We start from the raw sequence: 23,465 nt of genomic DNA, 5'->3' as shown, positions 1-23,465 counted from the left end.
TTTACAAAACGATGTTCGTGATCACCATTTTGGCTAACCATTCCAAACCGAACGGTTGTCACGAAACTCCTGCCTCGCTGCGCACCACCGGCCGAAAACACAGCAGGTCGTCCAGACATGTCCGTCTGGAACGGTGACGGCTAATTGGACAGGGAGAAGGGATCCGATCGAAAGGAAAGGAATGGCTCGGGCGGCCTCCCGGACCGCCAGCCTTCGTCGTGCCCGTCCTGCGAGCCCGGTTGTCGCCAGGAAACCATCGAACAGGCCAAGGGTAAAGATTTTGCCAAACGTGTCGATATAACGAGGAAGGTGTCGCCCGATCACGAATTCATCTGCAGGGACGTTCGTCCTCCGCCTGTACCTGCAGTATCGGGCTCGCCAGTTCAAGGTATCATTCCGTCGAATTGGAGAGCGCGTGCTAACGAAGCGCTTGTTTGTCTTCGCACTTAAGCCCAGGCTTTCCCGAGCATTTCTGAAGACCATGATTCGAGTCGCAAGCTCCTTTCTCACAAGACCGGCCCTGTTCATTTTCGCTGGGATTGCAATCACGCTCGCGACCACCGGCGTCACGGTAGTCTCGCTGTACGAAATGAGACTGGACGCGATGGCACAGGCGCGCGATGCCGCACAAAACCTCGTGATCTCCCTGCAAAAGGAGACGGAGCGTAATCTCGACATCTATCAACTCGCCATGCGCGATGTCGTGACAAGTATCGAGACGCCCAGCATTTACCGTCTTCCCCCAGAAGTCCGGCAGCTCGTCGCTTTCAGCACGGCTAGCAATGCGAAAGAACTGGGCGCATTGTTCGCGACAGATGCAGCAGGCAATTTGATTCTCGACTCCCGTTCCGTTCCGCCGCGCAAGCTCAATGTGAGCGAGCGGGATTACTTTCAGGTTCAGCGACAGAAAAAAGATGCTGGCTTGTACCTCAGCAAGCCTTTCCTACCGCGCGCAGGCGATCGGGAACAACCGCAGATCGCATTGAGCCGGCGACTTGAGGATAAAGACGGCCAGTTCGCGGGCATTGTCGCCGGTACACTTCGGCTAAGCTATTTCCGCCGGTTGTTCGAAGACTCAATACTCGGTCAGCACGGGACCATTACGCTGCTGCGCACGGACGGGACGGTCCTGGTGCGGCAACCGCATCACAAGGACGATATCGGCAGTTCGCTCGCTGGCGGCCATTCGTTTCCACCACTCGTGCAATCGGATCACGGAACGTACGTCGACATTGCGGTACTCGACCACGTTGAGCGGCTGTACAGCTTCAGGCGGATTGGCCGCTACCCACTGGTCCTCGTCGTCGGCTTCGCGACTGGGGACATCTACGCAGGATGGCGCAAACGAGCAATTGCCATCGGCATCGTCACTTTCGTTCTCGATGTGCTCTTCATCACGTTGTCACTGATGTTCAGCGGACAATTGCGCAAGAGACTGGCAATGGAACGCCAATTGCAGAGACTCGCGTGGTTCGACTCGTTAACGGGCTTGCCTAACCGGGCGCAACTCCGGAGAGACGCACTCCGCGTCCTGACGGACGCCGGCCGGAATTCGTCGAGTTTCGCAACGCTGTTTATCGATCTGGACCGTTTCAAGCGCATCAACGACACACAGGGGCATGCCGCCGGCGACGAAGTGTTGAGCGAGATCGCAAGTCGTCTTCGGGGTCATGTCCGGGGTCAGGACGTGATCGGCCGGCTCGGCGGAGACGAGTTTCTCGCCATATTGCAGAACTGCGACGTACTTGGGGCCACCCACATAGCCGGACGCATTCTGCAAGCGGTAGATCAGCCTATCGTCATCAACTCCAAGCATGACAGTAGCATCACGATCAGTGCCAGCATCGGCATCTCACTCTATCCGCACGACGGACAGGACAGCGATACCCTGCTGAGAAACGCGGACATGGCGATGTACCAGGCGAAGAGCGCGGGACGTAACCAGGTGCATTTCTACGCTCCCGAGTATGAGCGCCAGGCCAAAGAACATCTCGAGCTGGAAATCGCGCTGCAACGAGCCTTGAAAGCAAGTGCACTGAGTGTCGTCTACCAGCCCAAGGTCGATGTGACTGGAGGGCTGCGCGGTGTCGAGGCCTTGGTGCGCTGGTACAGCGATAAGCAAGGGTTCATTCCGCCGGATCGCTTCATCGCCGTCGCGGAAGAAAGCGGTCTGATCGCAGAGGTGGATGCATGGGTGCTCGGCGAGGCCTGCCGCCAACTTGCCGAGTGGCGCTCAGGTGGCATCGACGTGCCGAACATTTCCGTGAATGTCTGTGCCGCCGACTTCAGGCGGCCAGATTACCCCGCCTTTATCGCGCGCACTCTGCGGGCTCATGGCCTGGATCCTGAAGACCTGATCCTGGAAATGACCGAGCGAGTCATGTTTGATGAGTCGGCCGATGACATTCGCACGTCGCTCGATGCGATACATGCCCTGGGAATAGCGCTGTCGATAGACGACTTCGGTACGGGCTACTCGTCCCTGAGCTACCTCCACCGGTTCCCCGTCAAAGAACTGAAGATTGACAAAAGCTTCGTGCGGGATATCGGGGGCGACGCAATGGCAGAGTCTCTGGCACAGACTGTAATGAACATTGGCAACGTGCTAAAACTGACTGTTGTCGCTGAAGGCGTGGAAACGCAAACGCAGCGCGACTTTCTGAGCGACCATGGCTGCCATTTGTATCAAGGACATCTTTTCTCGCCGCCGTTGCCGCCGGAGGGTTTTGCGCTCTGGATACAAGCGCATCGGCAGCGAACGTACACACGCGGACCAACCAGTGCTCACATTTTGATGGAAAGCCTAAGCGCGCAGGTAAGCTAATTCGACGACCGACGTTATGACCGTTTAGCGGGTATCGTGACAATGCCGTCTGACGTGATGACGGTGCCGTCACGCCTGCGTGGTGATGTCCTGTTCGACCGGGGGCGGCTATCGCGAAGGATCTGGCTCGATACTGCTTCTGGACTCAGCCGCCAACACGGACATCGATTTCGGCGCGACGCTCTGTCGCCGAACTCCTGTTTGCCCCTACGTTCGTCGCATTGCCAAACTGACGCGAGAAGCCCTCACAGATCGGCTCTACCTGCCAGTGGACAAACTGCTGCGCATCGGCCGTCGGCACGCCCAATGCAGCGAAGACGGCGTGTCGAAGCCAATCAATGGGGCCGGTCGATGCGTGATTTGTCAGCCATGGTCGATCAAGCGACGAAAACGCACTGCGACGCCGGCGTGCGCGTGTCCATATTGCGGCCGCGGTTCATGTGGTCGTCGACTTCGGCGGCACAGCCGAGCATGCGCGGATAAAGGAAGATCGTGAAGGCCGCCGTCTCGAGTGCCGCTCCGGTATAAGCGCCGTTGCGATACGGCAGCCACAGCATCTTCAGCAGCAGCGCGGCAATCACCGCGTCGATATTGACGCAGTAAACGTTGCGCGAAACGCCTGCATCGAACAAGGTCTGAACCAGGGTACCGTAGAACTCGTGGAAGACGTTGTATTCATTGCGCCCGGCCATCAGCTCACGAATGAAGACCTCGCGCGGATCGTGATTGACCGGCTTGTCCTTGAATACCGGGTGATTGACGCCAGGAATTTTCTGGATGTCGAGGCTTCCGGTGTTCTTTTTGTTTGACTTGTAGCGGGCATACGCCTCGACATACTTCAAGGCTAGCGCCTTCAGGTCAATGCCATGGTTAGGATCACCAGGATCAACAAGGCCCGTATCCTTGAACTGCTCGATCAGGAAAGCGATCCCCTCGTAGCCGTTGCCACCGTGGGTGTACCCGGTGTGGGCCAGGAACCCGACGAGGCCCTTGTTGAGCTGCACTCGCTCGGGGTCCTCGGGACCATCGGCGGAGACCGCGCCCTTGGCGCCCTGGGCCGAGATCGTGCCGGGTCCGTTGGACAGCAGCAGCCCCACCAGCACCTGAAACGCAAACAGGTCGGCCGGCTGCGGCGCGAAGCCAAGCAGCGCGACGAACGCTACCTCGCTGATCGGCCGTTTCTCGAGGACATCGGTCATCGCTATGCCGCAGAAGCTGTCGGCCTGGTGCTGGTCCGCGCTGACCGACGCGCCGATCAGGGTACCAAACAGACGCAACCACCACGGCAGGCTTTCGACAGTCAGCCGCGACACGCGCTTGCGCATCAGTGGCCCCCAGGCCAGGGTGGCGCTGATCGCAGCCAGCACGGCATCCGCAGTAGGATGGCCTGGCAATGCTTGCAGGTAACGCACGAAGACTGACCTGGCGCCTCTGGCGCGCAGGCCCTCGAGCAGCGCCTCTGCACCGGCATCGGGCGTAGCGCCGACGAAGAGGCCCGGGTCGTCGATGCGAATCGCGCTCAGGTCGAAACTTTCGTCCAGCGCATCGCTCACGCCGGCCGCCGCAAAGGCGTCGATCAGCACCCGCGTAGCCTGCCTCGCCGTGCCCTGGCAGCGCGGCCCAAGGATGCTGGCGGCAGCGGCCAGCACGGTGTTCGGCGCGTTGCCGGCCTCGCGCGCGGCCTGTGCCGCGGCCAGTGCCGGGTGGCCGTGCAGGTTGAGGCCGGCGCCGATGGCGACGTTGATCAGGCGCCGGTCGTTCTCGCCGCCGGGCTCGTGCAGCAGCGCGAGGCTGACGTTGGCTTCCAGCGGATACTGCGCGGCGTCGAGCATCGACACGCCGTACAGGCTCGTGACCTGGGTCCTGGCGTCCATCTGCGACGCGCCCGAGGCGTCCTTCATTGTCTGGCGTGGCGGTACCGCGCCGATCTGCCGGTTCAGGGCTGCGATTTGCTCGTTATACGGGGCGCTGGCCTCGACGACGGGCAAGTCGAGCTCGGGCGTCAACGTCAGCCCGTGGCTCGCGCCGAACCACGGCTTGAGTGCGAGATTGCCCTCGGAGGCGAAGTCGGGCCGGCAGGCGTTCTCGCCCATCACCGCAGTCAGTGCGGCCGGGATATGGGCGATGTTGGTGACGAGCGCCCCCTTGGCCGAGAACACGGGATGCTCCGGTGTGAAGATGCCGTCCACGCCGAATTTGTCCATGAACCAGCCTTCCTTGCTGAGCGCGTCGTCGGCACCACCGGCCATCGCGCCCGCATGCCCGACCGCGCGGGTCAGCTTGGACTTCCAGCGCCCGACCACGCATGCCACCACCGGCTTGGTGAAGTTGGCATCAAGCTCGTAGTAGCCGCCGGGTTCGACATAGAGCACGGCCGCCTTGCTGCGTGCATCGTTGGACAACGCAAAGGCGAACTCGGGTGCCGCAAAGTGGATATAGACGTCCTTGCCGCAGGAAATCGAGGTGGTGGTGCCCCAGCCGGCCATGCGCAGATAGGTTGCAATGGTGGTGGTGAAGTTGCCCGAGTTGGAGAAGATCGCAATCGACCCACGGCGCAGTGCTTCCTCCGGATGATCGCCGCCCAGTGCCCCGCCGATGCGCACCAGGTTCCACGCATCGGCCACGCCCAGGCTGTTGCCGCCGAAGATGTCGATGCCGTTGGACTGCCCCATCGCGCGGATTTCGCGCGAGTCGTGCACCGCCAGCTTCTCAGTGACGATGAAGATCTTCTTCAGATCCGGATTGACCCGGATCAGTTCGGCCACGCCGTCACGCGCCGCCGCCGGCGGCAGGTAGATCACGCCGCAGTTGAAGCGGTGGCCGTCGTTGATGCCTTCGAGCACGTTGTTGTAGACCGGCACTTTGCCGAGTGCCGTCTCCAGCGCCTGGCCGCGCTTGCCAGGCGCCGTGCCGAACACCACGTTGCCGCCCGAATACACATGGCCCACCGGCGTCACGTCGCTCGACTCGCCACCGAGGATGTTGAGTACGCAAACCCGGTCTTCGCGCGTGGCCACCTGGGTGAGAGAACTGATGCCGACGAAATATTTGAAATCACCTACGCCTTGCTTGTACATGACACGCTCCTTATGCGCGGGGCGACCTTCAGGCGGCCTGATTCGGCGCGATGCCGAGCCGCGCGGCGATCTGCTCGCGACCGCCGGCTTTCATCCATGCATCGACCTTCTTCGCATACAGAACGACCTCGCTCATGTCGGAGTCGAAGCCGAAGAAACGGTAGGGCAGGCCTAGCGCATCGAGCGTGTCGCGCATTGCGCCCATGCCGCGCACCAGGTTCGGCCCGCCGCGGCCGACCACCACGTAGAGCGGGGTCGCGCCATGCTGGCTGAAGTGCTCGCGCAGCGCGTCGGCCATGGCGCGGAAGGTCTCGAAGATGTCCGTGTTGTTCGACTTGCCACCAATGATAAACAGCACATTGCTCTGTTTGATCCAGTGCTTGAAACAGATGCGCGCCACCTCCTTCATCTTCTCGTAGGGCGGGTTGCCGCCGAAGTCCGAGGAGATGATGGCGTCGTCGCCCAGCATCTGGGTGACGAGCGAGTTCGCCCCGCCACCGAAGGTCGGCGCGAGGATGGTGCCCTCCGCGTTGATCACGTAGACGTCGCTCTGGCCCTGGTAGGTTCGCAGCTGGTTGATCTCCTGCTCGAAGTCCGAGTAGTCGACCGCAAACAGGCTCGCCGGCAGGTTCAGCCGGCGCCAGCGCGGGTCGTCGCGATCGAAGCCACATTTGAAGTCGCAGGCCACCGGCGTCATGCGCCCCTTCCTGTCCTCGCGCATGCGGATCGGATTCAATTCCAGCGTGGTCATGCCGTAGTCGTGGTACAGCTCCCACAGCTTGGGCAGATGCTGCACCAGCGGCGAGATGATCTGCCGCGGCGCCCCCAGCGCGGACAGCGCATTGGCCACGACGAAGGCCTTCAGTCCGGTGAGCGGATCGAAGGGCACCTGCGCCACCTGGCTCCTGTCGAGTTCCTCGATGTCGATGCCGCCGTGGTGAGTCAGCGTCATCGTCGGCGCACGGAAATGCGTCGAGTCTGTGATCGAGAAGTAGACCTCGTGCTCGGCGGGCACACCGGCCTCGAAGGTGACACCGTTGGCCTTGGCCACCGTGTTGCCGATGCGGTGCTCGACAAAGTACAGCCGTTCCTTTTCCTTCAATGCGGTCTTCAGGTCAGCAGCCTTGCCGATCAGCCCGGACTTGCCCTTCTTGCCGACACCCCCCTTGAAGACCGGCTTGATGAACACCAGGCCGTACTTGTCGATCAGTGCGCGGATCTCTTCTTCGCTCGCGTCGGGCCCGAGCACCTCAGTGGTCGGGAAGTCGACAAACTGGAGCATTTTGGCTCCGTGCAGCATGCCTGTGACTTGCATGATCACCTCGCAGTGGAGAAGCGCTGGTTAGACATAGCGCGACAGGAGAATCAGCACGGTCGTGACGGTAATCGCCCCGCCGATCCGGGTCGCCATCGGGCGAACGGGACGGAGGTACTCGTCGCAGACGCGGTTGGCGATCGACCGATAAGTCTGCTTATACAGCTCGCTATCGACTTTCTGGATTGTCAAAGACACGCCTCATGCATGCCGTGACCGCTGAACGGGTTGTCCGCAGCCTGGCTGAAGTCCGCACTCAATAGCATCGTGCGCGTAGCATTCAGAGCGTAGCACTGCGTGCGCAGCGCGGATAGCGTGTCTACCCCTACCGTACCGTCGTCAAACGCCCTTTCTTGCGCGTTGCCTGTACGCGCCTCCGCACGAGTTTGCGCGGAAGATTGCGGCGGCAATAGCGAAAGTTCGTGTCGAGAAGTATGCTGAATATGCATGGTCACCGTTCATGGTGCGCTCCCCAGACGCAATGGCATCTACCGCGGCGCGGCGTTACTGAAATCGGCAATCGAAAAGCGACAGAAGAGCGGTGCACAGGTGGGATCGGATTGACGCTGTTAGCGGTTCGTTTTCAAAGTGCGGTGCCGTCAGGTCGGCAAGGTAAATGCTCCGGACCTGCCGGCTCACAAGCCAGACAGACAAACGCAAGGAGACAGTAATCATGGACCCTTCAACCAGCATGGTGGCAGACGCACCCAGACCGCCCCGCTCCAAGGTCGGCGCCGTTTTGCGCGTCACCAGCGGTAACTTCCTCGAACAGTTCGACTTCTTTCTGTTTGGCTTTTACGCCACCTACATTTCGAAGGTGTTTTTTCCGTCGAGCAGCGAGTTCGCCTCGCTGATGTTGACGTTCGCCGTGTTCGGCGCGGGCTTTCTGATGCGGCCGTTAGGCGCCATCGTGCTTGGCGCCTACATCGACGAAGTCGGCCGTCGCAAGGGCCTGATCGTGACGCTGTCGCTCATGGCGAGTGGCACGATACTTATCGCCGCGGTCCCCGGCTACGCGACGATCGGCATGCTGGCGCCGGCACTGGTGCTGATCGGCCGGCTGCTACAGGGCTTCTCGGCTGGCGCCGAACTGGGCGGCGTGTCGGTCTACCTGGCGGAAATGGCGACGCCAGGCCACAAGGGCTTTTATACGAGCTGGCAGTCGGCAAGCCAGCAGGTCGCAATTGTAGTTGCAGCGGGGCTCGGCTATGGACTCCACAGCTGGATGTCCGCGGCGAATATCGGTGAGTGGGGCTGGCGCATCCCGTTCTTTATCGGCTGCGCGATCGTACCGTTCCTGTTCGTGTTGCGCCGTTCGCTACAGGAAACCGAGGAGTTCAAAGCGAGGCAGCACCATCCGAAGACAAAGGAAGTCCTCGCGACGATGATGGAGAACTGGCAAATCGTGTTCGCCGGCATGCTGCTGGTTGCGATGACGACCACCACGTTCTATCTGATTACCGTCTACACGCCGACGTTCGGCCGGGCCGTCCTGAAACTCAGCACCGCCGACAGTCTCGTCGTTACGCTGTGCGTTGGCGTTTCCAATTTCATCTGGCTGCCGATTGGCGGTGCGCTGTCTGATCGTATCGGACGCCGGCCGCTTCTGATAGCGATCACGGTGCTTGCCGTTTTCACCTCCTATCCGGCGCTTTCGTGGCTGGCGGCGGCGCCGAGCTTTCTCCGGATGCTGATCGTCCTGCAGTGGCTCTCGTTCTTCTTCGGCATCTACAACGGGGCAATGGTCGTCGCGCTGACCGAAGTGATGCCGGTAAATGTCCGCGTGGCAGGGTTTTCGCTGGCATACAGTCTCGCGACGGCGCTCTTCGGCGGATTTACACCTGCGGTGTCGACATTTCTGATTGAGGTCACGCATGACAAGGCTGCACCGGGATACTGGATGAGCTTCGCGGCGATGTGCGGGTTGGTCGCGACGCTTGTGCTGTATCGTCGCGGTGGCGCGGTGGAACGTTCGGCGAAAGTGGTTTGACGGTAGCCGGTAGCTGAGGCGATAGACGTCATTCCCGGTGCCCGGCGTCGAAGTGGTCTCTGATGCCCCTGACGCGCACGGAACCTGGCAGTCGTACTTTCGATTTTCCGACGCTGTAAACGGCGGCCAAGGCGGGCGGTCATTCGGTAGCGAGGGACGACTATCTCTTCATGGCCGCGCGCTGACTCGGAACCGGTTTCGCATATGGGGCGCCCCTCTTGCGCTTCGATGGCCCTCACGAATGGCCGCTGGCAGACTTGTACCCAAGGATTCAGTCTGGTCGTGAAAACGCCACGTAGTAACGCCAGCCGAGCGACGTTGCTAATGCTGCGGTGACGCTTCCACAAGGCTCTTAAGTCGCAAGACTGCCGTATCCGATTCAGATTGAATCCGCGCGCGCAGCACGGACCAGTTCAATATCGCGAACCACAACGACGGCGCGCGATAGGTGAATTCACGTTCGAAACGGGTTCCGCTCACGGTCGATGTCAGCGAATAAGTGACGGTGCCGGCCGGTCTGCCGTCAATCGTTCCTGCTATCACCCATTTGCTCGGACGCACACGTGCCGCGACTGTCCACACAACGCGGCCGCGCCTGCCCGCCACCCTGAATTCCTCCGTCACCTGCTCGCCCACATCGAGCGAATGGTCCACCGAACCGCTGACCGCGAGCGATGACGGATGCCAGACTGGCCAGTGAGCCGGCGTCGTGACATAGTCGAACACGACCGTGGGAGGGCGCTGTATCGACGCAACCGTAACGATGCGCGTGTCGAACCCGATCCGCTGCGGCAACGGGATAAAGAGCACCGCGATGGCGGCGAGCACCGCGAACACTGCGGTGACGCCCCGCGTACGGGTTTTCATAGCGCCTCGTACTCTTCGCTGTCACAAGCGAAGCTATTTTACGGCGGAGTGGTAGGGACGGCGATCGGCGGCACCCGACCCACTATCTATATCGGGTCGATTGCTGTTCTAGACGCGGCCAAGGGATCAATGGATCTTTCGAGGCTTCATCGCATAAGTTTCTCGAAGCAAGTCGACGCGAGCGTGCGCTTTCTCCTGCATCCTCGCCTTGAGCGCAATCCTCTGCGGATGCCTGCGCGCCCGATGCGGCGGGTGTGTCGCTCGCGGCCTGCCCAGGCTTCTTCAGTGCAGCGTGTAGAGTGTCTGCGGCCCCTCGGCATAGAGGGTCATGGCGACCTTCAGGATCTCATTGCGATTCCGGTCGAAGGAGGCCAGCACCTCGGCTTCGTCAGTCCCGAGGGCGGAGTCGAAATGCTTCAGTACGCGGTCTTCCACAAAGAAGGTAATCTCGCGTGCTTTGTCGTATCCCCAGAACCACACGCCATGCCTGATCCCATCATAGCTGCGGCTGGGATTGGAAAAACTGAGTGCCATGTGTTGTCCTTCGTTCTACGCCTTGGATAGACCGGGTTGCACGCTCACTACCTGCGCGGAGCGCTCCCGCTAGTGCGGATCGCCTTTCATGCTTTCGGCTTCCATCGCGGCATGCAATTCCTCGTACGCCTCGATTGGTTCCATGTTCTGATCGACGAACGCCCTGCCGACCACCTACGCTGGCGTCACGCTCGCAGATCCATGCAAACGCCCACTGCTGGCCAACCTCGATCGCCTCGTCTTCAGTGTCGAACCAGGCGAGATGACGCTCGATGTGCATTTCACTGTCAACATCTTCGTCGGGCGATATGCGGACCAGCCGCGCATGTGCGAAAAATTTCCCAAGGGAAAAATCCGGGGTCGAGTCAATGATCCACCCACGGTATCCGCACTTCATGATTACCTCCGATACTCAGGCTAATCGGGATTGGAAAGGCAAAGCATAGATGCATCCGGTCGTAATCGCTAAACCTCCTTGCTGGGCAGAAGTACGCATGGCACCCGCGCCTCGTCAACTGGACAGACTTCATCTCGGACTTCAGATACTGTTATAGACCTTCGGCGACCCGGCGGCGATTTCAACTAGTCGAGACAGGCAAGACCCGGTCATCAACAGACTTTCGAGGACTTGTGGCAGACGGCCGCAAGCTCTGCGTATAGCGAACGTTCACGCTATGGCAAAGGGTAGAGCAGGGGTTAGCGATGGGTTAGCGAGGCTGCTGGCCAAAAAGATCATCGACGATTTTTCGCGCAGCGCTGTAACCGCCCATCACGGCGTCGGCCTCCGTGGCGAACGGCCGACCGCTGGCCTCACCGAAACGCAACGGAGAAAATACGGCGACGGCCGTGCCTGACTGAAAAATCGTGACTATAGCCACGAAGCCCCGTTGTTTGGCGGGACCGGCTTTTTGCTGCCAGCGAAAGTCGGATTCGACTGCCACGGTAAGGGTGAACCCGTGATATTCATAGGTACGATTCATGGCCCACCCTCAATTGTGATGTCGGCACTCTTGGGCGCCTGGCATGGCTTCCAGCCGTGAACAGATGGCCGTGAATTCGCTGCTCGTCGCACGCGACAATCCGATCTGTACTTCGTCGAGCGCAGGGTCATCTTCCGACTGCTGGACGATGAACTGTTTGACCCTGACGTTACCGGAGCCCAGGGCGGTGTTGACGCTGTCGAGCGTTACAGTGCCGTGCTCCGCAACCATGCATGGACGCCCCCGGTTTGCCAAGCTTTCTTTTCATGACGGCTTGAAGGAAATGATTGCAGCCATGCATCCGGACTTTGATGTCAGGCGCATGCCTGCCTGTCCCTGATGGAATCCGCTGGTCGAGTCCCAATCAGTTGGGCGCACTGGAATCGTGCGTTGGTTGCGTCGGGTTTGATCGACCACGGTCTGACCTGTCTTGCCATCACTGCTTGATCGCCTGAGCAATCGGTGGTTTGAATCTCCCTTGCTTGATTGCTGTTTTCGGATTCGGGCGGCCGGTTCGGCTACGCGGCCGCCTTGACGGTCGTGTAGTCGGGTCGGAACTCGCGGTCGCGGGCAAGCATTGCCCAGACGATGCGCGCATTCTTGTTGGCCAGCGCAACGGCAGCCACATTGGGATTTCGCCGCGCCAGGAGGGCTCCCAGCCAGCCGTCGACCTTATCCTTCTTGCGCCGGAAGGCGCAAATCACTGAGCGCGCGCCGTGGATCAGCAGCGTACGCAGGTACGTGTCGCCTCGCTTGCTGATGCCCAGCAACACGTTCTTGCCGCCACTGGAGTTCTGCCGCGGCACAAGGCCTATCCATGCCGCCAATTGACGTGCGTTGTCGAAGTTCTTCGCATCGCTCACCAGCGCGATTGCTTCGTATCCGTCAGCGCATCCCGTCTTGAGCGCACGTACGCGCGGTGCGAACGCGTAGCCATCGTAACGACGGAGCGATGCGATGGAGAACACCACGGGAGAGACTGTATCGACGGGCTCGCGTCGATGCGCGAACGCATGACCTCATCGCACCACTGATCGAGAATTTGCCCGCCCAGGCAGGTGACTCGTAGTCCCAGAACTGCTGGAAGTATTTCTTGAAGAGATAGGCCCGCACGCTTTTGAGCGACCCGCTCAAGAAATTCGCTCGCACAGTTCGCAATCACCGGGAACTCCTGCGCAACTATTTCCGGGCACGAAAGGAGTTTCTCCAGTGGCATCGTTGAAGGACTGAACAACAAGGCCAAAGTCACCATGAGAAAAGCATACGGGTGAAGTTGACCCGCAAAAACGGACATCTATCCTTTGGAGAAGGAGGTGCCGATTATGGCCAAGCATCGTACCCCGTACCCGGCGGAATTTCGGGCGCAAATGGTCGGGCTGGTGAAGGCCGGACGCAGGCCGGAGGAACTGGAAAAGGAGTTCGAGCCGACTGCACAGACCATCTACAACTGGGTGGCGCAGGCTGATCGCGACACAGGTGTGCGGCATGACGGTCTGACCACAGCCGAACGCCAGGAGCTCACACGGTTGCGTCGCGAAGTCCGGCAACTGAAGATGGAACGCGACATACTCTCTCACGCGGCAGCCTGGTTCGCGAGGGAGACGGGATCCATTCCACCGAAGGGCGGTACGGATTCATGAAAGCGAACCGGGCCCGCTGGCCCATCGCGATGATGGCACGGCTGCTCGGCGTCTCGACGAGCGGCTATTACACATGGCTGGTGCGGGAGCCCGCGATGCGCACGCGTAGCGATGCGCAACTGCTCGCGCATATCCGCACGCTCCATGCAAGCTCGCGCGGCACGTATGGGGCACCGCGTATTCATGCGCAGCTTGCGCGCGAAGGCATACACGTGGGGCGCAAGCGGGTGGCGCGCCTCATGCGTATGGCGGGTCTGTGCGGGGCAAGCCGGCGGCGCTGGCCGCGCACCACACGGCCACGCGCAGGCGCCCGGCGTGCGCCTGATCTGGTGCGCCGGCACTTCAGTGCCGAGGCGACAAACGTGCTGTGGGTCGCAGACGCGACCTATGTACCCACGGGTGAAGGATTCCTCTATCTGGCGGTTGTGCTGGATGTATTCAGCCGTCGCGTCGTCGGCTGGGCGATGTCCAGCCATCTGTACACCGAACTGATGTTGCGGGCGTTTGACATGGCGTTGCAGCAGCGACGCCATGACGGTGTGATTCTACATTCCGATCAAGGCTGTCGGCTCGCGGGAAGATTTTCAGTCTGCGGGGGCAACAATCACCGGCCAACGATTGCCCGATCAATTCGCTGAATTCGTTTTCCTGATCAACGCGTTAGATCACTTTTGGCGAAAATTTTACGAATCCCGGCCGACCCTCTGGTTCGCGACGGCAATCTGATTACGGGCGGTGGCGTGACGGCGGGCATCGACTTCGGCTTGACCGTGGCTGCCGAACTGGCGGGCGTCGAAGAGGCGCAGGCGATTCAGCTCGAACTCGAATATGCGCCGGCGCCGCCGTTCGACGCGGGCGATCCGGCGCTGGCGCCGCAAGCGGTGGTGGAACTGGTCCGGCAACGGTCGGCTGAAGGCCTGGCCGCGCGGCGCCGGATAGTGATGGAAATCGCGCAGAGATAGGCTACCTAATCGCGAGCCTTGCATACGGTTGGTGCGGGCCTTCCATTAAACTGTATGGCTCTACCCCTTGTCCGCCAGCCGGATCGATGCGATGAAGTCCTGCAAATTTGCCCGGGAGCCCTTCCGATGCGCGTAGGCAAGCCCGTCAAGGCCCTGCCGCAGCCGTCATGCGACTACTGCGGCAACCGCGCATTGCTCGCGCGTTACGGCGACGAGTCGTACCCGTATCGCAGCGATCAAGGGCTGCGGTGGATCTGCACTTCGTGTCAGGCGTGGATCGGCGTTTATTCGCGCAGCAAGCACAACCTGCGGCTCGGCCGCCTTGCCGACGCAACGTTGCGCGAGGCGAAGAGCAAGCTGCACGATGCGCTTGAACCGCTCGTTGCCGGGAAGCTGCGCCGCGATGGCGTCAACGCGTTCGAAGCCCGCGCGAAGGCGACCCGGTGGGTTGCAACCGAGCTTGGCTTCGATTCTGTTCCAGCGAGCATTCACGCGTTCACGCCCGAGCAGTGCGAGCAGGCGTTGCGTTATGTCGAGGCTTTTATCGAGGCTCGGCGTGCGCGATAGCTAGCGCGATGTCCCCCAGCCGATCAGTTCGTTCCGTTCCTTCCAATATCCGCGCCATTCCAGCTTTCCCGCGGCTTTCCACCGCCACCAAAAAGTGCCATTGAATCTACTTTTTGTGTAGGGACGCCTGTCCCGTCCTCCCCTATTCTTACGCCATCGAGACGACACGTCCTAAGCTGCGACCCGTATCCCGCAGCCCGCGACGAATAATCCACAGGAGAGGATGTTGACCAAGAAAGTCCCGCTCAAGATCGCGATCGCTGAGCATCCGCACACGTCGGCCATTCGTAACGGGTCCATCCCTATCGAAGGCGTCGACGCCGACTTCGTCACCGCGAAGCCGCAAATCGGCGCGTTCCGCCGCATGGTGCGCGACGTCGAATTCGACGTTTGCGAACTCGCACCGACCACCTACATCATCGCGCGTGCTTATGGCGCGCCGTTCGTCGGCTTGCCGATCTTCGTCGTGCGGCGTTTTCATCACGGCGGTCTGCTGGTGCGTCCCGACGCGGGCATCAACACGCCGAAGGACCTGGAAGGCAAAAAGGTCGGCGTGCGCGCCTATTCGGTCACGACCGGCGTGTGGACACGTCAGGTGCTCATCGATGAGTTCGGTCTCGACTCGTCGAAGGTGACGTGGGTCGTCGACGACGAAGAGCACGTGACGCAATTGAAGCTGCCGTCGAACGTCGTGCATGCGCCGCAAGGCAGCTCGCTCGCGCAGATGATGGCGTCGGGCGAACTGTCGGCCGGATTTGCCGCAGCCGCCGGTATCGGCCGCACCGGCGCGCCGACGGGTGGCTGGCAGGAAGTCGAGGCCGATTACCCGGATCTGCTGCCGAACGCGACCGAACTCGAAACCGAGTACTACGCGCGCACCGGCGTGTATCCGATGCACGGCACGATCGTCGTCAAGGACTCGGTGCTCGCTGCGCATCCGTGGATTGCGAAATCGCTGTTCGATGCCTTCGCGCAGGCGAAAAAAGAATGGCTCGAGCGTCTCGATGCGGGTGAGGCGACGAGCGCAAGCGACAAGAAGTATCTCGAACTGCGCAAGATCGTCGGTCACGATCCGCTGCCGTACGGTCTGCAGGAAAACCTGCAGACGATCGAAACCCTCGAAGCGACCGCGTTCAAGCAGGGTCTCACGCCGCGCCGCATATCGATCGACGAGCTGGGGGCGGTATGCCGTTGGGCTCGCCAAAGCATAAGCCTGCGCTTGGGAGCGACGTGCACGGATAGTCGCCCGCGAGGCAATCATCAGAACCGTCTTCGCACTTGAAAAGTATTGGGTTGGATATACAATACGGTTTATGTATATCTACCGGAGATAATGATGCAAGTCGCTAAATGGGGCAACAGCCTTGCCGTCCGGCTGCCCGCGAGCGTCGTCGATGCACTGGGTTTGAAGGAGGGCGACGACATTGAGATCTATGCCGAACAATCCGGCGCGTTCTCGGTCAGCAAAAGGCCGACCGTCGCTGAGCGGATCGAGCGCCTGCGCAAGTACCGCGGACGACTGCCTGCCGACTTCAAGTTCGATCGGGAATCGCTCAGCGAAAGGGGAAACGCTGAATGACGGTTGAGGCACCCGCGCGATTTGCCGTCGATAGCAATGTGATTGCCTATCTGTTCTCCAGCGACGCCGCGAAGGCTGACCGGGCCGAGGCGCTGGTGGTGCAGGGAACTCCGATGCCCGTCATCAGCACGCAGGTAATGAACGAGATTACGCTCGTCATGAGCCGGAAAATGGGGCTCTCGTGGCCGGAAATCAACGTTCTCCTGGGCGATGTGGAGGAGTTCTGCGAGATCGTGCCACTGACGCTTGAAGTCCACAAGGAAGCACGCCGTATCGCCGAACACTACGGATTCAGGTTCTACGATTCGTGCATCATCGCCTTCGCTTTGCTTGAAGATTGCGAAGTACTCTACAGCGAAGATATGCAACACGGCCAGGTCATCTTCGACCGGCTGACGGTGGTCAATCCGTTCCGATCACCCAGTTGACCGCCGTCTAATTCGTCATCGGGCGTTGCACGGTTTGTAGCGGCGACGCTTTTTCCATCCGGCGCGGCGAACTGCTGCGCCAGGAAACGGTCGACCGTCCATATCCACGCGCCGCTGTTCAGCTCGCAGAATTCCTTGCGCGAGCCGGTGAAGCGATTCGGCTCGCTCGTACCGACGCATGAACGTGGCGGCCACGACCGCAAAAATGAGACCGCCTGCCCTCCGCTTGAGCACTGACTTGACATAATGTAATTGGCGAATTTTCATTAGTAAAACTAAGTAGCGTGCGGTATATAAAATCCACTTGCAGACCGGAGAAGCGTCGTGAGGATCTGCTTAGGTGGGTGAGCTGTAAGACCGCAGGTTGTTGCACAACGATAGCGCTGATCCTGGAGAGTGCCGAATGACGTGCCTGGTGGATGACGTGCCTAGTGCATGTCATGCATGTGCGCGATGCCGAGTTCACCGGCGAGCTGGGCGAGTCGTTTGTCCAAGGTCCAAAGTGACGCACCGGGAGTCATCAAAGTTGACGCAAGCAGCGTAAGGTCGCTGCTGCCGCAGCCTCGACCATAAAATTGTCTTGCCTCGATCAACTCCATCACCTCGGTCCATGTCGCGTGCGTCGCATGTTGCAGCAGCCCGATGTCGTGGAGCGTACGTGCGCGGGGTGCAGGCGGAGTGCCGCAGGCGAGTTCAACAAGCACGACTGGATGTGTGAGCGCCTGATCGCTGGTGATCAGCTGGGTAAGTCTCATATTCGCGCGACGGAAATGATCAACCCACACAGATGTATCGATGAGGACGCTCATTGAGCCGCAGGCTCCGAGCGGCGCCGCGGGATGTCGGGCATACCGGGCTCGGTGCCACCCAGGGACGCCAGACGCTTACCAGCCTGAACGCGAACAAACGTCTGCATCGCCACCCGAAACAGGTCGGCCTTATCCATGTCAGGGTCGGCGAGCTCAAGAGCGCGCTCGTAAAGGTTGTCGTCGATCGTAACAGTGGTTCGCATTTTGATGACTCCCGGTTGATGCTGAATCGCATCAATTATAGCATCAAATATTTAACGCTTCTGAAGCAGGCCGCACGGAGTGTCGAGGGGACTGGACTGTGTCGGAGGACTATTCCGCCATGGCACCCCGTTATACCTATTGCCGTGAGCCTGTCCCAGCATGGGGCGACAGAGCAGCGAAGAAGGACGGCGCTATGCCTCTCGAACGTTGGCGCCTTCGGACCGTGATTCATGGCTGTAGCTGGCGCTAGCCGGCCATCCACGGCCGTTTGCGCGCCCCTGTCAAGTGGACATTCGAACGTCGGCTTCGCTCAGGTAACCGACCTTCCTCGAAAATTATGTTCGATGCGTCCCTCGCTTTTTACCAACTTTCGCAACAGCGCTTTCAGAAACCCATAACGGAAGCGTAAAACCCGTGATCGTTCCGGTAATTTGCGGCCAGGACTGCTGAGGTGCGTTCAACAATTAGGGATGGATTCATTTCGTATACCGGTTGGCCGTAAACCGGGCATGTGCGTCGTTGCACCGTCAAGCCGCGTGGGTCAAGCCCGCGCTGAGGACATGAAGATGACGCGCTCACCTACCGTTCTGTAGCTGACCCGACCATATCAACGAAACTGACGATCAAGCTTCCCGTGGCGTTCGCAGCCTCGCTATTTCCGATGATCGCCGGTGCGATGTACGGACTTCATTCGCAGGATCAGTCGATTACGGCATACCACACCGTTGTCCGCGATAACGTCGCCAACGAACGGGTAGTCACCAGCATACTGGTGACATTCAAGATGCAGGTTCAGGAGTGGAAGGACATTTTGCTGCGCGGGAAGAACCCCGCGAAGCTCACGAGCGGATGGGCGGCTTTCGAGCAGCAGGAGCGTTCCGTCCACGAGCAGACCGCCATGCTGCTGGCGAAACTGGGCGACGGCAGGAGCCGTAAGTTGATGGAGCAGTTCGCCACTGCACATTCGATCATGGGTGCGGGTTACAGAAAGGGGCTTGAAGCCTTCAAGGCGGCAGGTTTCGATACCTCCGTGGGGCGCAGTATGCGTGCCGGTGTTCTGCGTCGGACTGTCGCCAGTCGATGCTGGCGGACGTCGCTTGAGCGAGGCGCTTCAGGAAGCGGTGGGGGCGCAGCGATGTCCCCGCAGGCGGCGATTATCCCGCGCAGGAGTTCGATGGCATTGTCAGCGTCGGCGCGGGGGCGGTTTTCATCTTGATGTGCTAAAAGCCGCATCGCTACAACGGAATGCATCTGGTGAAGCGCCAGGCGCAAATGCGAAAAAGCAGTTGTCGCTGGATCTGAACGGGGCGGGCTGATTTCGAAGCCAACGACGGCATGGTTGGCACAAGCAAGGGAGGTGTCTTATGCGACAGCGGAAGCTTGCATGATCGCCAATGGACAGATGAAGTGTGCTCGCGGAACCCATCTGTCCACCGCCGATCAATTTTACGACCTCGCAATATAAGCAGTACTGTGCATATCGAGCTCGTTCACCCCGCATTCCTCACTGCGACAAAACCCTTTCGAATGCCGGGCAGGCCCGACGGCGCGCCCCCAGGCAGTGGACCGCGCGGGCGGCGGATCGCGGGAGATCCGTCACAGCGTTCCGGGTGGCTCCGTGGGCACACCCGAAGCGTCGGCATGCGCGTCTTCATCGTCGATCTCGGCACGCGCCTGTTCCCAGTATTCCTCAGGTGTCCCCTTGGGCTCGGTCGCCTTTTCCCACAAACGGTAAGCCCTGGTCCTGATGCGTTCTTCCACCGACATGTATTCCATGTTCATGCTCCTCACGAGACCAGAAAAAAGACCTGCTCCGGGTTTGCGGAACTTGCCGTTTGAAACGGATTGCGCGGCGGCAACATGGAGTGCAGCAAGCGCTGTTCCTTGCTGGGGCCGACCGCCGGCACAGGTCGTCCGTCTTCGCGCGCGGTACGAATTTTTCCTCCGCCACTGCCCTTGCCCTTGCCGACAGAAGGTGAAAAGCCATGATCCAACGAACGATCTCCGATGGCGTCGGGCCGCGCATCGCGCGGAACAATTTTTGCAGCACGCCTTCGTATCTGAGGCTCACCCAAGCCCCCATTCATGCGCGAACACGTAGGTCATCGGAGCGCCTGGGCCTGAGCGCAACGAACACCGCGCCGGAACGCCCCTCTTAATCCTCGGCGCACTCGGCGTGGTGCTCGGCGACATCGGCACCAGCCCGATCTATGCGCTGCGGCAAGGCGTGCTCGATGTCGGCGCGCCGACTGAGCAAATCGTCATGCGTAGAACGCGTTAAAGCCGTCAACGTTGAGACAATAAAAATGTCAATTCGCTGTACCACATTGAGCGACTTCGCAGCCCACGGCGTGCGTGCTGAAGCAGCGCCGGCTGGCGAATCAGACGTTGCCGTCTTCCTCGCCAGCCTCTCTTCGGCATGGAAGGAAGGTGAGGCACGTCCAACGCACCGAAAGCAACCTAAGGCAAAGCACTGGTGGAGAAGTCGGGTGGATCCGTTCGCCGACGTGGCCGCTAATCGAAGGACGGTTGAATCCGCCCTCTATGCCGGCCAACGTATTGATGGATCGGTTGGCCGAGATGTTTCCGCAGGCGTACGCAAGTCAGGCACAACTACGAACGCTGCAGCGCCGGGGCAAGGCATGGCGAGCAGAGCGCGTAAAAGAACTGATTCTGGGCGGCCTGCGAAAGTCCGCTGATGCGCCAGCCGAAGTGTAGTTGCGGAGACGTCGAAAGTCGCCGGGGGCCGGGCGCTCCGCGCCCGGCAAACCACGAAAGAAGAGAAGAAAGAAAGCGAAACGACAACAATCCGTCCGGGTAACATTCCTTCATGAGGCAACACGACCGGACGTAGTCATTGTCGCCGCCCACAAGGGTTTGCCGCGTTGAGACGACGAGGCAGGGACGCCCGCGGCGACCCGCTCGTATCAGGTGGTCGAATTTGAACGCGCTTATTGAGGCGCTTTACTCAGCGCTTTCCAAACGACTTTTGCGGCGGTCTGAAATGCGCCCAGATCAGGCGCGTTATCTCCAGCTCGACGGATAAAAACGACCAGGCCCTGCAAGTGCGAGACGAGCAAAGCACCTCGGAGCGCGCATTCCCCAGACGTCAGCGCCGGGTTTATTTTCGCAACAAGACTCGCAAAGATTTCCTGGAATTCTCCCGTGATTTCCGCCGTCAAATCGCGCGCAAACTCCTCATGCTCGGCCAAACTCCACGATTCGAGGGCGAAGGCGCTCGTGCTGGTGCCAGGCCGCGTCAGTGCAGCAAACGCCTCGTCGACGATCGCATCGAGGCGGGCTTCCGGCGATCGAAGCTTATCCCTGGCGAGCGTTCGATAAAGCTCAAGGTAGCGGTTGGCCATCGCTCTCAACGTGGCTCGCAACAGGTCTTCCCGGGTACCGAAATAGTGCTGCAAGGTGCTCAGGCGAATACCCGCATCGCTCGCCACACGGCGTTGTGTGAACCCTGCGTTACCTTCGGTAGCGAAAACGCTGATCGCGACCTCGAGGATCTCCGGCACGCGCGTTGTTCTGTTGCCTCGCCGCCGGGGCTCGCCTGGCGCGCTCGAGCCTAGCATTTCCGCCGATGTGATCGTCATTTCTTTCATCTGCGCCCAACTCCTCAGTGACGGGTTATCTCCGCAGGACAGTTCCTTCCGGCCGCCGAAATGGTGCGCCTGACTCGGCTCGCGCCTGGCTCAAGAGGGGATTCGTCAGTCAGTGTCGCCGGGCCGCCGCAAAGCGGAAGCAGCCGTCCCTTCCTGTCATTCGACCTATGTATGGTAGGTCAAGAAACCAATTAAGCACAGTTAACATACTGCCCAACACCGGCTTAACGACCAATTGCTTGGGCTTGACCCACCGAGCAGTTGCTAAATCCTCGTACTTATTGGTATTTCTCCCCTCGTTACTGGTCTTGATTATTGGTCTAACGACCACTAGTATTTGGTCATAAGACCTATTTCAGCAGCTCAGGTTGCTGAATGCGTCGAGGCGGCTGCCGTAGTCAAGGAGAAGCTGACGTGTTGATGTCCTACCCCCTGCGCGAGTTGCAAACTGCGATCTGGGCGCCGTTCCTTCCCTGGCTGCAGGCCACCGGCAGCTTCCTTGCAGGTTCCGGCAACGCCGCTTCCGCGCTGCCCACCAGTCAGCTCGTGGCCGGCTGCGAGCTGTTGGCGCGGCTCTGCAAGCGCTACCCGAAACCGGAATTCGGCCTGACCGACGCCGTCGTCGAGGGTCAGCAGGTCGCGGTGACTGAAACTGTCGTGCTGGACCAGCCGTTCTGCCGGCTGCTGCATTTCGAGCGCGCCACGCCCCACAGGCATCCCGTCGCGCTGGTCGTCGCGCCCCTGTCGGGCCATCACGCGACGCTGCTGCGTGACACCGTGGCGGCGATGCTGCAGGATTTCGACGTCTACATCACCGACTGGTGCGATGCCCGCACGGTTCCGCTCGCCGAGGGCGCCTTTCACCTGGACGACTACGTCGCGTATCTGCGCGAATTTCTGCGTTTCCTGGGACCGGACGTTCATGTTGTATCGGTCTGCCAGTCGACCGTGCCGGTGCTCGCCGCTATTTCGCTGATGGCGGCCCATGGCGAGACGACGCCCAGAAGCATGACGCTGATCGGCGGCCCGATCGACGCGCGTCGCGGCCCGACGACCGTCAACGAATTCGCCGTCAGCAAACCGCTCGACTGGTTCGCACACGAACTGATCGAGACCGTGCCGGGTAACTATCCCGGTGCCGGCCGCCAGGTGTATCCCGGCTTCCTGCAGCACGCGGCCTTCGTGGCGATGAATCCCGAGCGCCACCTGGATTCGCACGTGCGCTACTACTGCGACGTGGCAGCCGGCAACAGCGAAGCCGCCGACGCGCATCGCCGCTTCTACGACGAGTACAACGCCGTGCTCGACATGGCGGCCGAATACTATCTGGAAACGGTTCGGGTGGTCTTTCAGGAGTTCTGCCTGGCGCGCGGCACCTGGCAGGTGCGCGGCGAACACGTCCGCCCGGGCGCCATCAAGGCCACTGCACTGATCACCGTCGAAGGTGAGCGGGACGACATCTGCGGGCGGGGCCAGACCCACGCGGCTCACGATCTGTGCACGGGACTCGACGCGTTGCTCAAACACCGGGTGACGGCCCGCGGCTGCGGCCACTACGGGATTTTCTCGGGCCATGCCTGGCGCACCGCGATCTATCCGCAACTTCGTGACCTGATCTATCAGCACGAATCGCACGTCAGCAACGAATCAGCGGCCGACTTGCACACCGGTTTCCTCGAGGACGTGGCGGCCTGACGGCGCACGGCAAGGGGCGCGCCCGATCAACGGCCATGGGGTTGAAGGAGCAGCAGATGAACACCGATCAGAAGTCCTTGCGATGGTTGATCGACAAATGGCTGGCGCCCACGCCGGCCATGCCGGTCCGCCTGACCCGATACGGTCGTGCAAACTCGAGCCACAGACGCTGCGTGCGCGTGGAGTCGTTGCGAACGACCGGCTCGCTGGCCATTTTCTTCTTCCGGCACGATGACGGATCGTGGCGCGTGTTCCCGCCCGCGTCCAGGCGGCCAGTGATGCATGCCTACCCATGAACTGGATAGACAGACCTGGCACGTCAGCACGGGAAGTCTGGCCGGCCTGGTCGGCCGTGTGATAACGCGGCGGGCTCGCATTTTTAG

Annotated in this window: 24 protein-coding genes and 3 pseudogenes; 14 read left to right on the top strand and 13 right to left on the bottom strand. The window is 60.6% G+C overall.

Annotated elements, in window-relative coordinates:
• Window positions 1-415 precede the first annotated feature (415 nt).
• A complete protein-coding gene (locus OKW38_RS02735) occupies window positions 416-2,824 on the top strand; it encodes a bifunctional diguanylate cyclase/phosphodiesterase (RefSeq protein ID WP_429359871.1) in 2,409 nt (802 codons plus the stop codon).
• Between the two features lie 377 nt (window positions 2,825-3,201).
• On the opposite strand, the gene OKW38_RS02730 is transcribed toward OKW38_RS02735, so the two are convergent.
• Genes OKW38_RS02730 through OKW38_RS02720 form a run of 3 tightly spaced genes read right to left on the bottom strand, consistent with a single transcriptional unit; the run spans window position 3,202 to window position 7,408 of the window.
• Complete coding sequence (locus tag OKW38_RS02730) at window positions 3,202-5,901, bottom strand: CoA-binding protein (RefSeq protein WP_429332133.1); 2,700 nt, start codon at window positions 5,899-5,901, stop codon at window positions 3,202-3,204.
• A gap of 28 nt (window positions 5,902-5,929) precedes the next feature.
• Window positions 5,930-7,216 carry an ATP citrate lyase citrate-binding domain-containing protein gene (locus OKW38_RS02725; protein WP_429359870.1) on the bottom strand — a complete coding sequence of 429 codons (1,287 nt, stop codon included), beginning with the start codon at window positions 7,214-7,216 and terminating at the stop codon, window positions 5,930-5,932.
• A gap of 27 nt (window positions 7,217-7,243) precedes the next feature.
• On the bottom strand, window positions 7,244-7,408 hold the full coding sequence (locus tag OKW38_RS02720) for a hypothetical protein (protein WP_429332135.1): 165 nt from the start codon (window positions 7,406-7,408) through the stop codon (window positions 7,244-7,246).
• A gap of 481 nt (window positions 7,409-7,889) precedes the next feature.
• On the opposite strand from OKW38_RS02720, the gene OKW38_RS02715 reads away from it, so the two are divergent.
• A complete protein-coding gene (locus tag OKW38_RS02715; protein WP_429332136.1) occupies window positions 7,890-9,206 on the top strand; it encodes an MFS transporter in 1,317 nt (438 codons plus the stop codon).
• Window positions 9,207-9,527: 321 nt separating this feature from the next.
• Here the strand turns inward: OKW38_RS02715 and OKW38_RS02710 are convergent, their stop codons facing one another.
• The 5 genes and pseudogenes from OKW38_RS02710 to OKW38_RS02690 all read right to left on the bottom strand — a co-directional run.
• The gene (locus OKW38_RS02710) at window positions 9,528-10,073 is read right to left on the bottom strand and encodes an SRPBCC family protein (RefSeq protein ID WP_429332137.1); all 546 of its coding nucleotides are present in this window, start codon (window positions 10,071-10,073) and stop codon (window positions 9,528-9,530) included.
• Window positions 10,074-10,355: 282 nt separating this feature from the next.
• The gene (locus OKW38_RS02705; protein WP_018425166.1) at window positions 10,356-10,607 is read right to left on the bottom strand and encodes a DUF1488 domain-containing protein; all 252 of its coding nucleotides are present in this window, start codon (window positions 10,605-10,607) and stop codon (window positions 10,356-10,358) included.
• A 707-nt stretch (window positions 10,608-11,314) separates the two neighbouring features.
• Entirely contained in the window at window positions 11,315-11,587 is a 273-nt protein-coding gene (locus OKW38_RS02700) for a hypothetical protein (protein WP_429332138.1), read from the bottom strand.
• Window positions 11,588-11,596: 9 nt separating this feature from the next.
• Entirely contained in the window at window positions 11,597-11,818 is a 222-nt protein-coding gene (locus tag OKW38_RS02695; protein WP_429332139.1) for a hypothetical protein, read from the bottom strand.
• Between the two features lie 287 nt (window positions 11,819-12,105).
• Window positions 12,106-12,459: pseudogene (locus tag OKW38_RS02690) on the bottom strand (transposase); the annotation flags it as partial.
• A gap of 450 nt (window positions 12,460-12,909) precedes the next feature.
• Between OKW38_RS02690 and OKW38_RS02685 the strand changes: the two are divergent.
• The 7 genes and pseudogenes from OKW38_RS02685 to OKW38_RS02655 all read left to right on the top strand — a co-directional run bounded on the left by OKW38_RS02685 (window position 12,910) and on the right by OKW38_RS02655 (window position 16,763).
• The gene (locus OKW38_RS02685; RefSeq protein ID WP_425199382.1) at window positions 12,910-13,227 is read left to right on the top strand and encodes a transposase; all 318 of its coding nucleotides are present in this window, start codon (window positions 12,910-12,912) and stop codon (window positions 13,225-13,227) included.
• Window positions 13,224-13,865 carry an IS3 family transposase gene (locus OKW38_RS02680; protein WP_429359869.1) on the top strand — a complete coding sequence of 214 codons (642 nt, stop codon included), beginning with the start codon at window positions 13,224-13,226 and terminating at the stop codon, window positions 13,863-13,865. Before OKW38_RS02685 ends, OKW38_RS02680 begins: the two co-directional genes overlap by 4 nt.
• Window positions 13,866-13,931: 66 nt before the next feature.
• Window positions 13,932-14,189: pseudogene (locus OKW38_RS02675) on the top strand (DJ-1/PfpI family protein); the annotation flags it as partial.
• Between the two features lie 126 nt (window positions 14,190-14,315).
• The gene (locus OKW38_RS02670) at window positions 14,316-14,756 is read left to right on the top strand and encodes a zinc-finger-containing protein (RefSeq protein WP_429332142.1); all 441 of its coding nucleotides are present in this window, start codon (window positions 14,316-14,318) and stop codon (window positions 14,754-14,756) included.
• Between the two features lie 223 nt (window positions 14,757-14,979).
• A complete protein-coding gene (locus OKW38_RS02665; RefSeq protein WP_429359867.1) occupies window positions 14,980-16,038 on the top strand; it encodes an ABC transporter substrate-binding protein in 1,059 nt (352 codons plus the stop codon).
• 54 nt (window positions 16,039-16,092) lie between these two features.
• Window positions 16,093-16,335 (top strand): AbrB/MazE/SpoVT family DNA-binding domain-containing protein, encoded by a 243-nt coding sequence (locus OKW38_RS02660; protein WP_027803752.1) that lies wholly within the window; start codon window positions 16,093-16,095, stop codon window positions 16,333-16,335.
• Window positions 16,332-16,763 carry a PIN domain-containing protein gene (locus OKW38_RS02655; RefSeq protein WP_429332144.1) on the top strand — a complete coding sequence of 144 codons (432 nt, stop codon included), beginning with the start codon at window positions 16,332-16,334 and terminating at the stop codon, window positions 16,761-16,763. Before OKW38_RS02660 ends, OKW38_RS02655 begins: the two co-directional genes overlap by 4 nt.
• 428 nt (window positions 16,764-17,191) lie before the next feature.
• Here OKW38_RS02655 and OKW38_RS02650 read toward each other — a convergent pair whose 3' ends face one another.
• Both OKW38_RS02650 and OKW38_RS02645 read right to left on the bottom strand, forming a co-directional pair.
• On the bottom strand, window positions 17,192-17,572 hold the full coding sequence (locus tag OKW38_RS02650; RefSeq protein ID WP_429359865.1) for a type II toxin-antitoxin system VapC family toxin: 381 nt from the start codon (window positions 17,570-17,572) through the stop codon (window positions 17,192-17,194).
• Window positions 17,569-17,775: a type II toxin-antitoxin system VapB family antitoxin gene (locus tag OKW38_RS02645; protein ID WP_018420240.1), complete on the bottom strand. Its 207-nt coding sequence runs from the start codon at window positions 17,773-17,775 to the stop codon at window positions 17,569-17,571. The genes OKW38_RS02650 and OKW38_RS02645 overlap by 4 nt, the downstream gene beginning before the upstream one ends.
• 635 nt (window positions 17,776-18,410) lie before the next feature.
• Here OKW38_RS02645 and OKW38_RS02640 point away from each other — a divergent pair.
• Complete coding sequence (locus tag OKW38_RS02640; protein WP_429332146.1) at window positions 18,411-18,992, top strand: hypothetical protein; 582 nt, start codon at window positions 18,411-18,413, stop codon at window positions 18,990-18,992.
• A 168-nt stretch (window positions 18,993-19,160) separates the two neighbouring features.
• A pseudogene (locus OKW38_RS02635) lies at window positions 19,161-19,241 on the top strand (IS6 family transposase); the annotation flags it as partial.
• A 131-nt stretch (window positions 19,242-19,372) separates the two neighbouring features.
• Here the strand turns inward: OKW38_RS02635 and OKW38_RS02630 are convergent.
• Both OKW38_RS02630 and OKW38_RS02625 read right to left on the bottom strand, forming a co-directional pair.
• A complete protein-coding gene (locus tag OKW38_RS02630; RefSeq protein WP_429332147.1) occupies window positions 19,373-19,552 on the bottom strand; it encodes a DUF2934 domain-containing protein in 180 nt (59 codons plus the stop codon).
• An 11-nt stretch (window positions 19,553-19,563) separates the two neighbouring features.
• On the bottom strand, window positions 19,564-19,851 hold the full coding sequence (locus OKW38_RS02625) for a hypothetical protein (RefSeq protein ID WP_429332148.1): 288 nt from the start codon (window positions 19,849-19,851) through the stop codon (window positions 19,564-19,566).
• A 29-nt stretch (window positions 19,852-19,880) separates the two neighbouring features.
• Here OKW38_RS02625 and OKW38_RS02620 point away from each other — a divergent pair, with 29 nt between their 5' ends.
• Window positions 19,881-20,057, top strand: coding sequence for a KUP/HAK/KT family potassium transporter (locus OKW38_RS02620; protein WP_425199409.1), 177 nt, complete (start codon window positions 19,881-19,883; stop codon window positions 20,055-20,057).
• Between the two features lie 670 nt (window positions 20,058-20,727).
• Here the strand turns inward: OKW38_RS02620 and OKW38_RS02615 are convergent.
• Window positions 20,728-21,387, bottom strand: coding sequence for a TetR/AcrR family transcriptional regulator (locus OKW38_RS02615; RefSeq protein WP_429359864.1), 660 nt, complete (start codon window positions 21,385-21,387; stop codon window positions 20,728-20,730).
• 420 nt (window positions 21,388-21,807) lie between these two features.
• Between OKW38_RS02615 and OKW38_RS02610 the strand changes: the two genes are divergently transcribed.
• Both OKW38_RS02610 and OKW38_RS02605 read left to right on the top strand, forming a co-directional pair.
• Window positions 21,808-23,082, top strand: a complete 1,275-nt coding sequence (locus OKW38_RS02610) for a polyhydroxyalkanoate depolymerase (RefSeq protein ID WP_429360671.1) — start codon at window positions 21,808-21,810, stop codon at window positions 23,080-23,082.
• Window positions 23,083-23,138: 56 nt separating this feature from the next.
• Window positions 23,139-23,378 (top strand): hypothetical protein, encoded by a 240-nt coding sequence (locus OKW38_RS02605; RefSeq protein WP_090812650.1) that lies wholly within the window; start codon window positions 23,139-23,141, stop codon window positions 23,376-23,378.
• Window positions 23,379-23,465 lie beyond the last annotated feature (87 nt).

The sequence above is a fragment of the Paraburkholderia sp. MM5496-R1 genome (genome assembly GCF_050436205.1).
Taxonomy (GTDB): Bacteria; Pseudomonadota; Gammaproteobacteria; order Burkholderiales; family Burkholderiaceae; genus Paraburkholderia; species Paraburkholderia tuberum.
This window is presented reverse-complemented; position numbering and strand designations above follow the sequence as displayed.

What these genes read in the sequence shown, in the direction of transcription:
- OKW38_RS02730 (WP_429332133.1), bottom strand. Translation starts at nt 5,901, where the DNA reads ATGTACAAGCAAGGCGTAGGTGATTTCAAATATTTCGTCGGCATCAGT.
- OKW38_RS02725 (WP_429359870.1), bottom strand. Translation starts at nt 7,216, where the DNA reads ATGCAAGTCACAGGCATGCTGCACGGAGCCAAAATGCTCCAGTTTGTC.
- OKW38_RS02715 (WP_429332136.1), top strand. Translation starts at nt 7,890, where the DNA reads ATGGACCCTTCAACCAGCATGGTGGCAGACGCACCCAGACCGCCCCGC.
- OKW38_RS02710 (WP_429332137.1), bottom strand. Translation starts at nt 10,073, where the DNA reads ATGAAAACCCGTACGCGGGGCGTCACCGCAGTGTTCGCGGTGCTCGCC.
- OKW38_RS02705 (WP_018425166.1), bottom strand. Translation starts at nt 10,607, where the DNA reads ATGGCACTCAGTTTTTCCAATCCCAGCCGCAGCTATGATGGGATCAGG.
- OKW38_RS02700 (WP_429332138.1), bottom strand. Translation starts at nt 11,587, where the DNA reads ATGAATCGTACCTATGAATATCACGGGTTCACCCTTACCGTGGCAGTC.
- OKW38_RS02695 (WP_429332139.1), bottom strand. Translation starts at nt 11,818, where the DNA reads ATGGTTGCGGAGCACGGCACTGTAACGCTCGACAGCGTCAACACCGCC.
- OKW38_RS02685 (WP_425199382.1), top strand. Translation starts at nt 12,910, where the DNA reads ATGGCCAAGCATCGTACCCCGTACCCGGCGGAATTTCGGGCGCAAATG.
- OKW38_RS02680 (WP_429359869.1), top strand. Translation starts at nt 13,224, where the DNA reads ATGAAAGCGAACCGGGCCCGCTGGCCCATCGCGATGATGGCACGGCTG.
- OKW38_RS02670 (WP_429332142.1), top strand. Translation starts at nt 14,316, where the DNA reads ATGCGCGTAGGCAAGCCCGTCAAGGCCCTGCCGCAGCCGTCATGCGAC.
- OKW38_RS02665 (WP_429359867.1), top strand. Translation starts at nt 14,980, where the DNA reads ATGTTGACCAAGAAAGTCCCGCTCAAGATCGCGATCGCTGAGCATCCG.
- OKW38_RS02660 (WP_027803752.1), top strand. Translation starts at nt 16,093, where the DNA reads ATGCAAGTCGCTAAATGGGGCAACAGCCTTGCCGTCCGGCTGCCCGCG.
- OKW38_RS02655 (WP_429332144.1), top strand. Translation starts at nt 16,332, where the DNA reads ATGACGGTTGAGGCACCCGCGCGATTTGCCGTCGATAGCAATGTGATT.
- OKW38_RS02650 (WP_429359865.1), bottom strand. Translation starts at nt 17,572, where the DNA reads ATGAGCGTCCTCATCGATACATCTGTGTGGGTTGATCATTTCCGTCGC.
- OKW38_RS02645 (WP_018420240.1), bottom strand. Translation starts at nt 17,775, where the DNA reads ATGCGAACCACTGTTACGATCGACGACAACCTTTACGAGCGCGCTCTT.
- OKW38_RS02630 (WP_429332147.1), bottom strand. Translation starts at nt 19,552, where the DNA reads ATGGAATACATGTCGGTGGAAGAACGCATCAGGACCAGGGCTTACCGT.
- OKW38_RS02615 (WP_429359864.1), bottom strand. Translation starts at nt 21,387, where the DNA reads ATGAAAGAAATGACGATCACATCGGCGGAAATGCTAGGCTCGAGCGCG.
- OKW38_RS02610 (WP_429360671.1), top strand. Translation starts at nt 21,808, where the DNA reads ATGTCCTACCCCCTGCGCGAGTTGCAAACTGCGATCTGGGCGCCGTTC.
- OKW38_RS02605 (WP_090812650.1), top strand. Translation starts at nt 23,139, where the DNA reads ATGAACACCGATCAGAAGTCCTTGCGATGGTTGATCGACAAATGGCTG.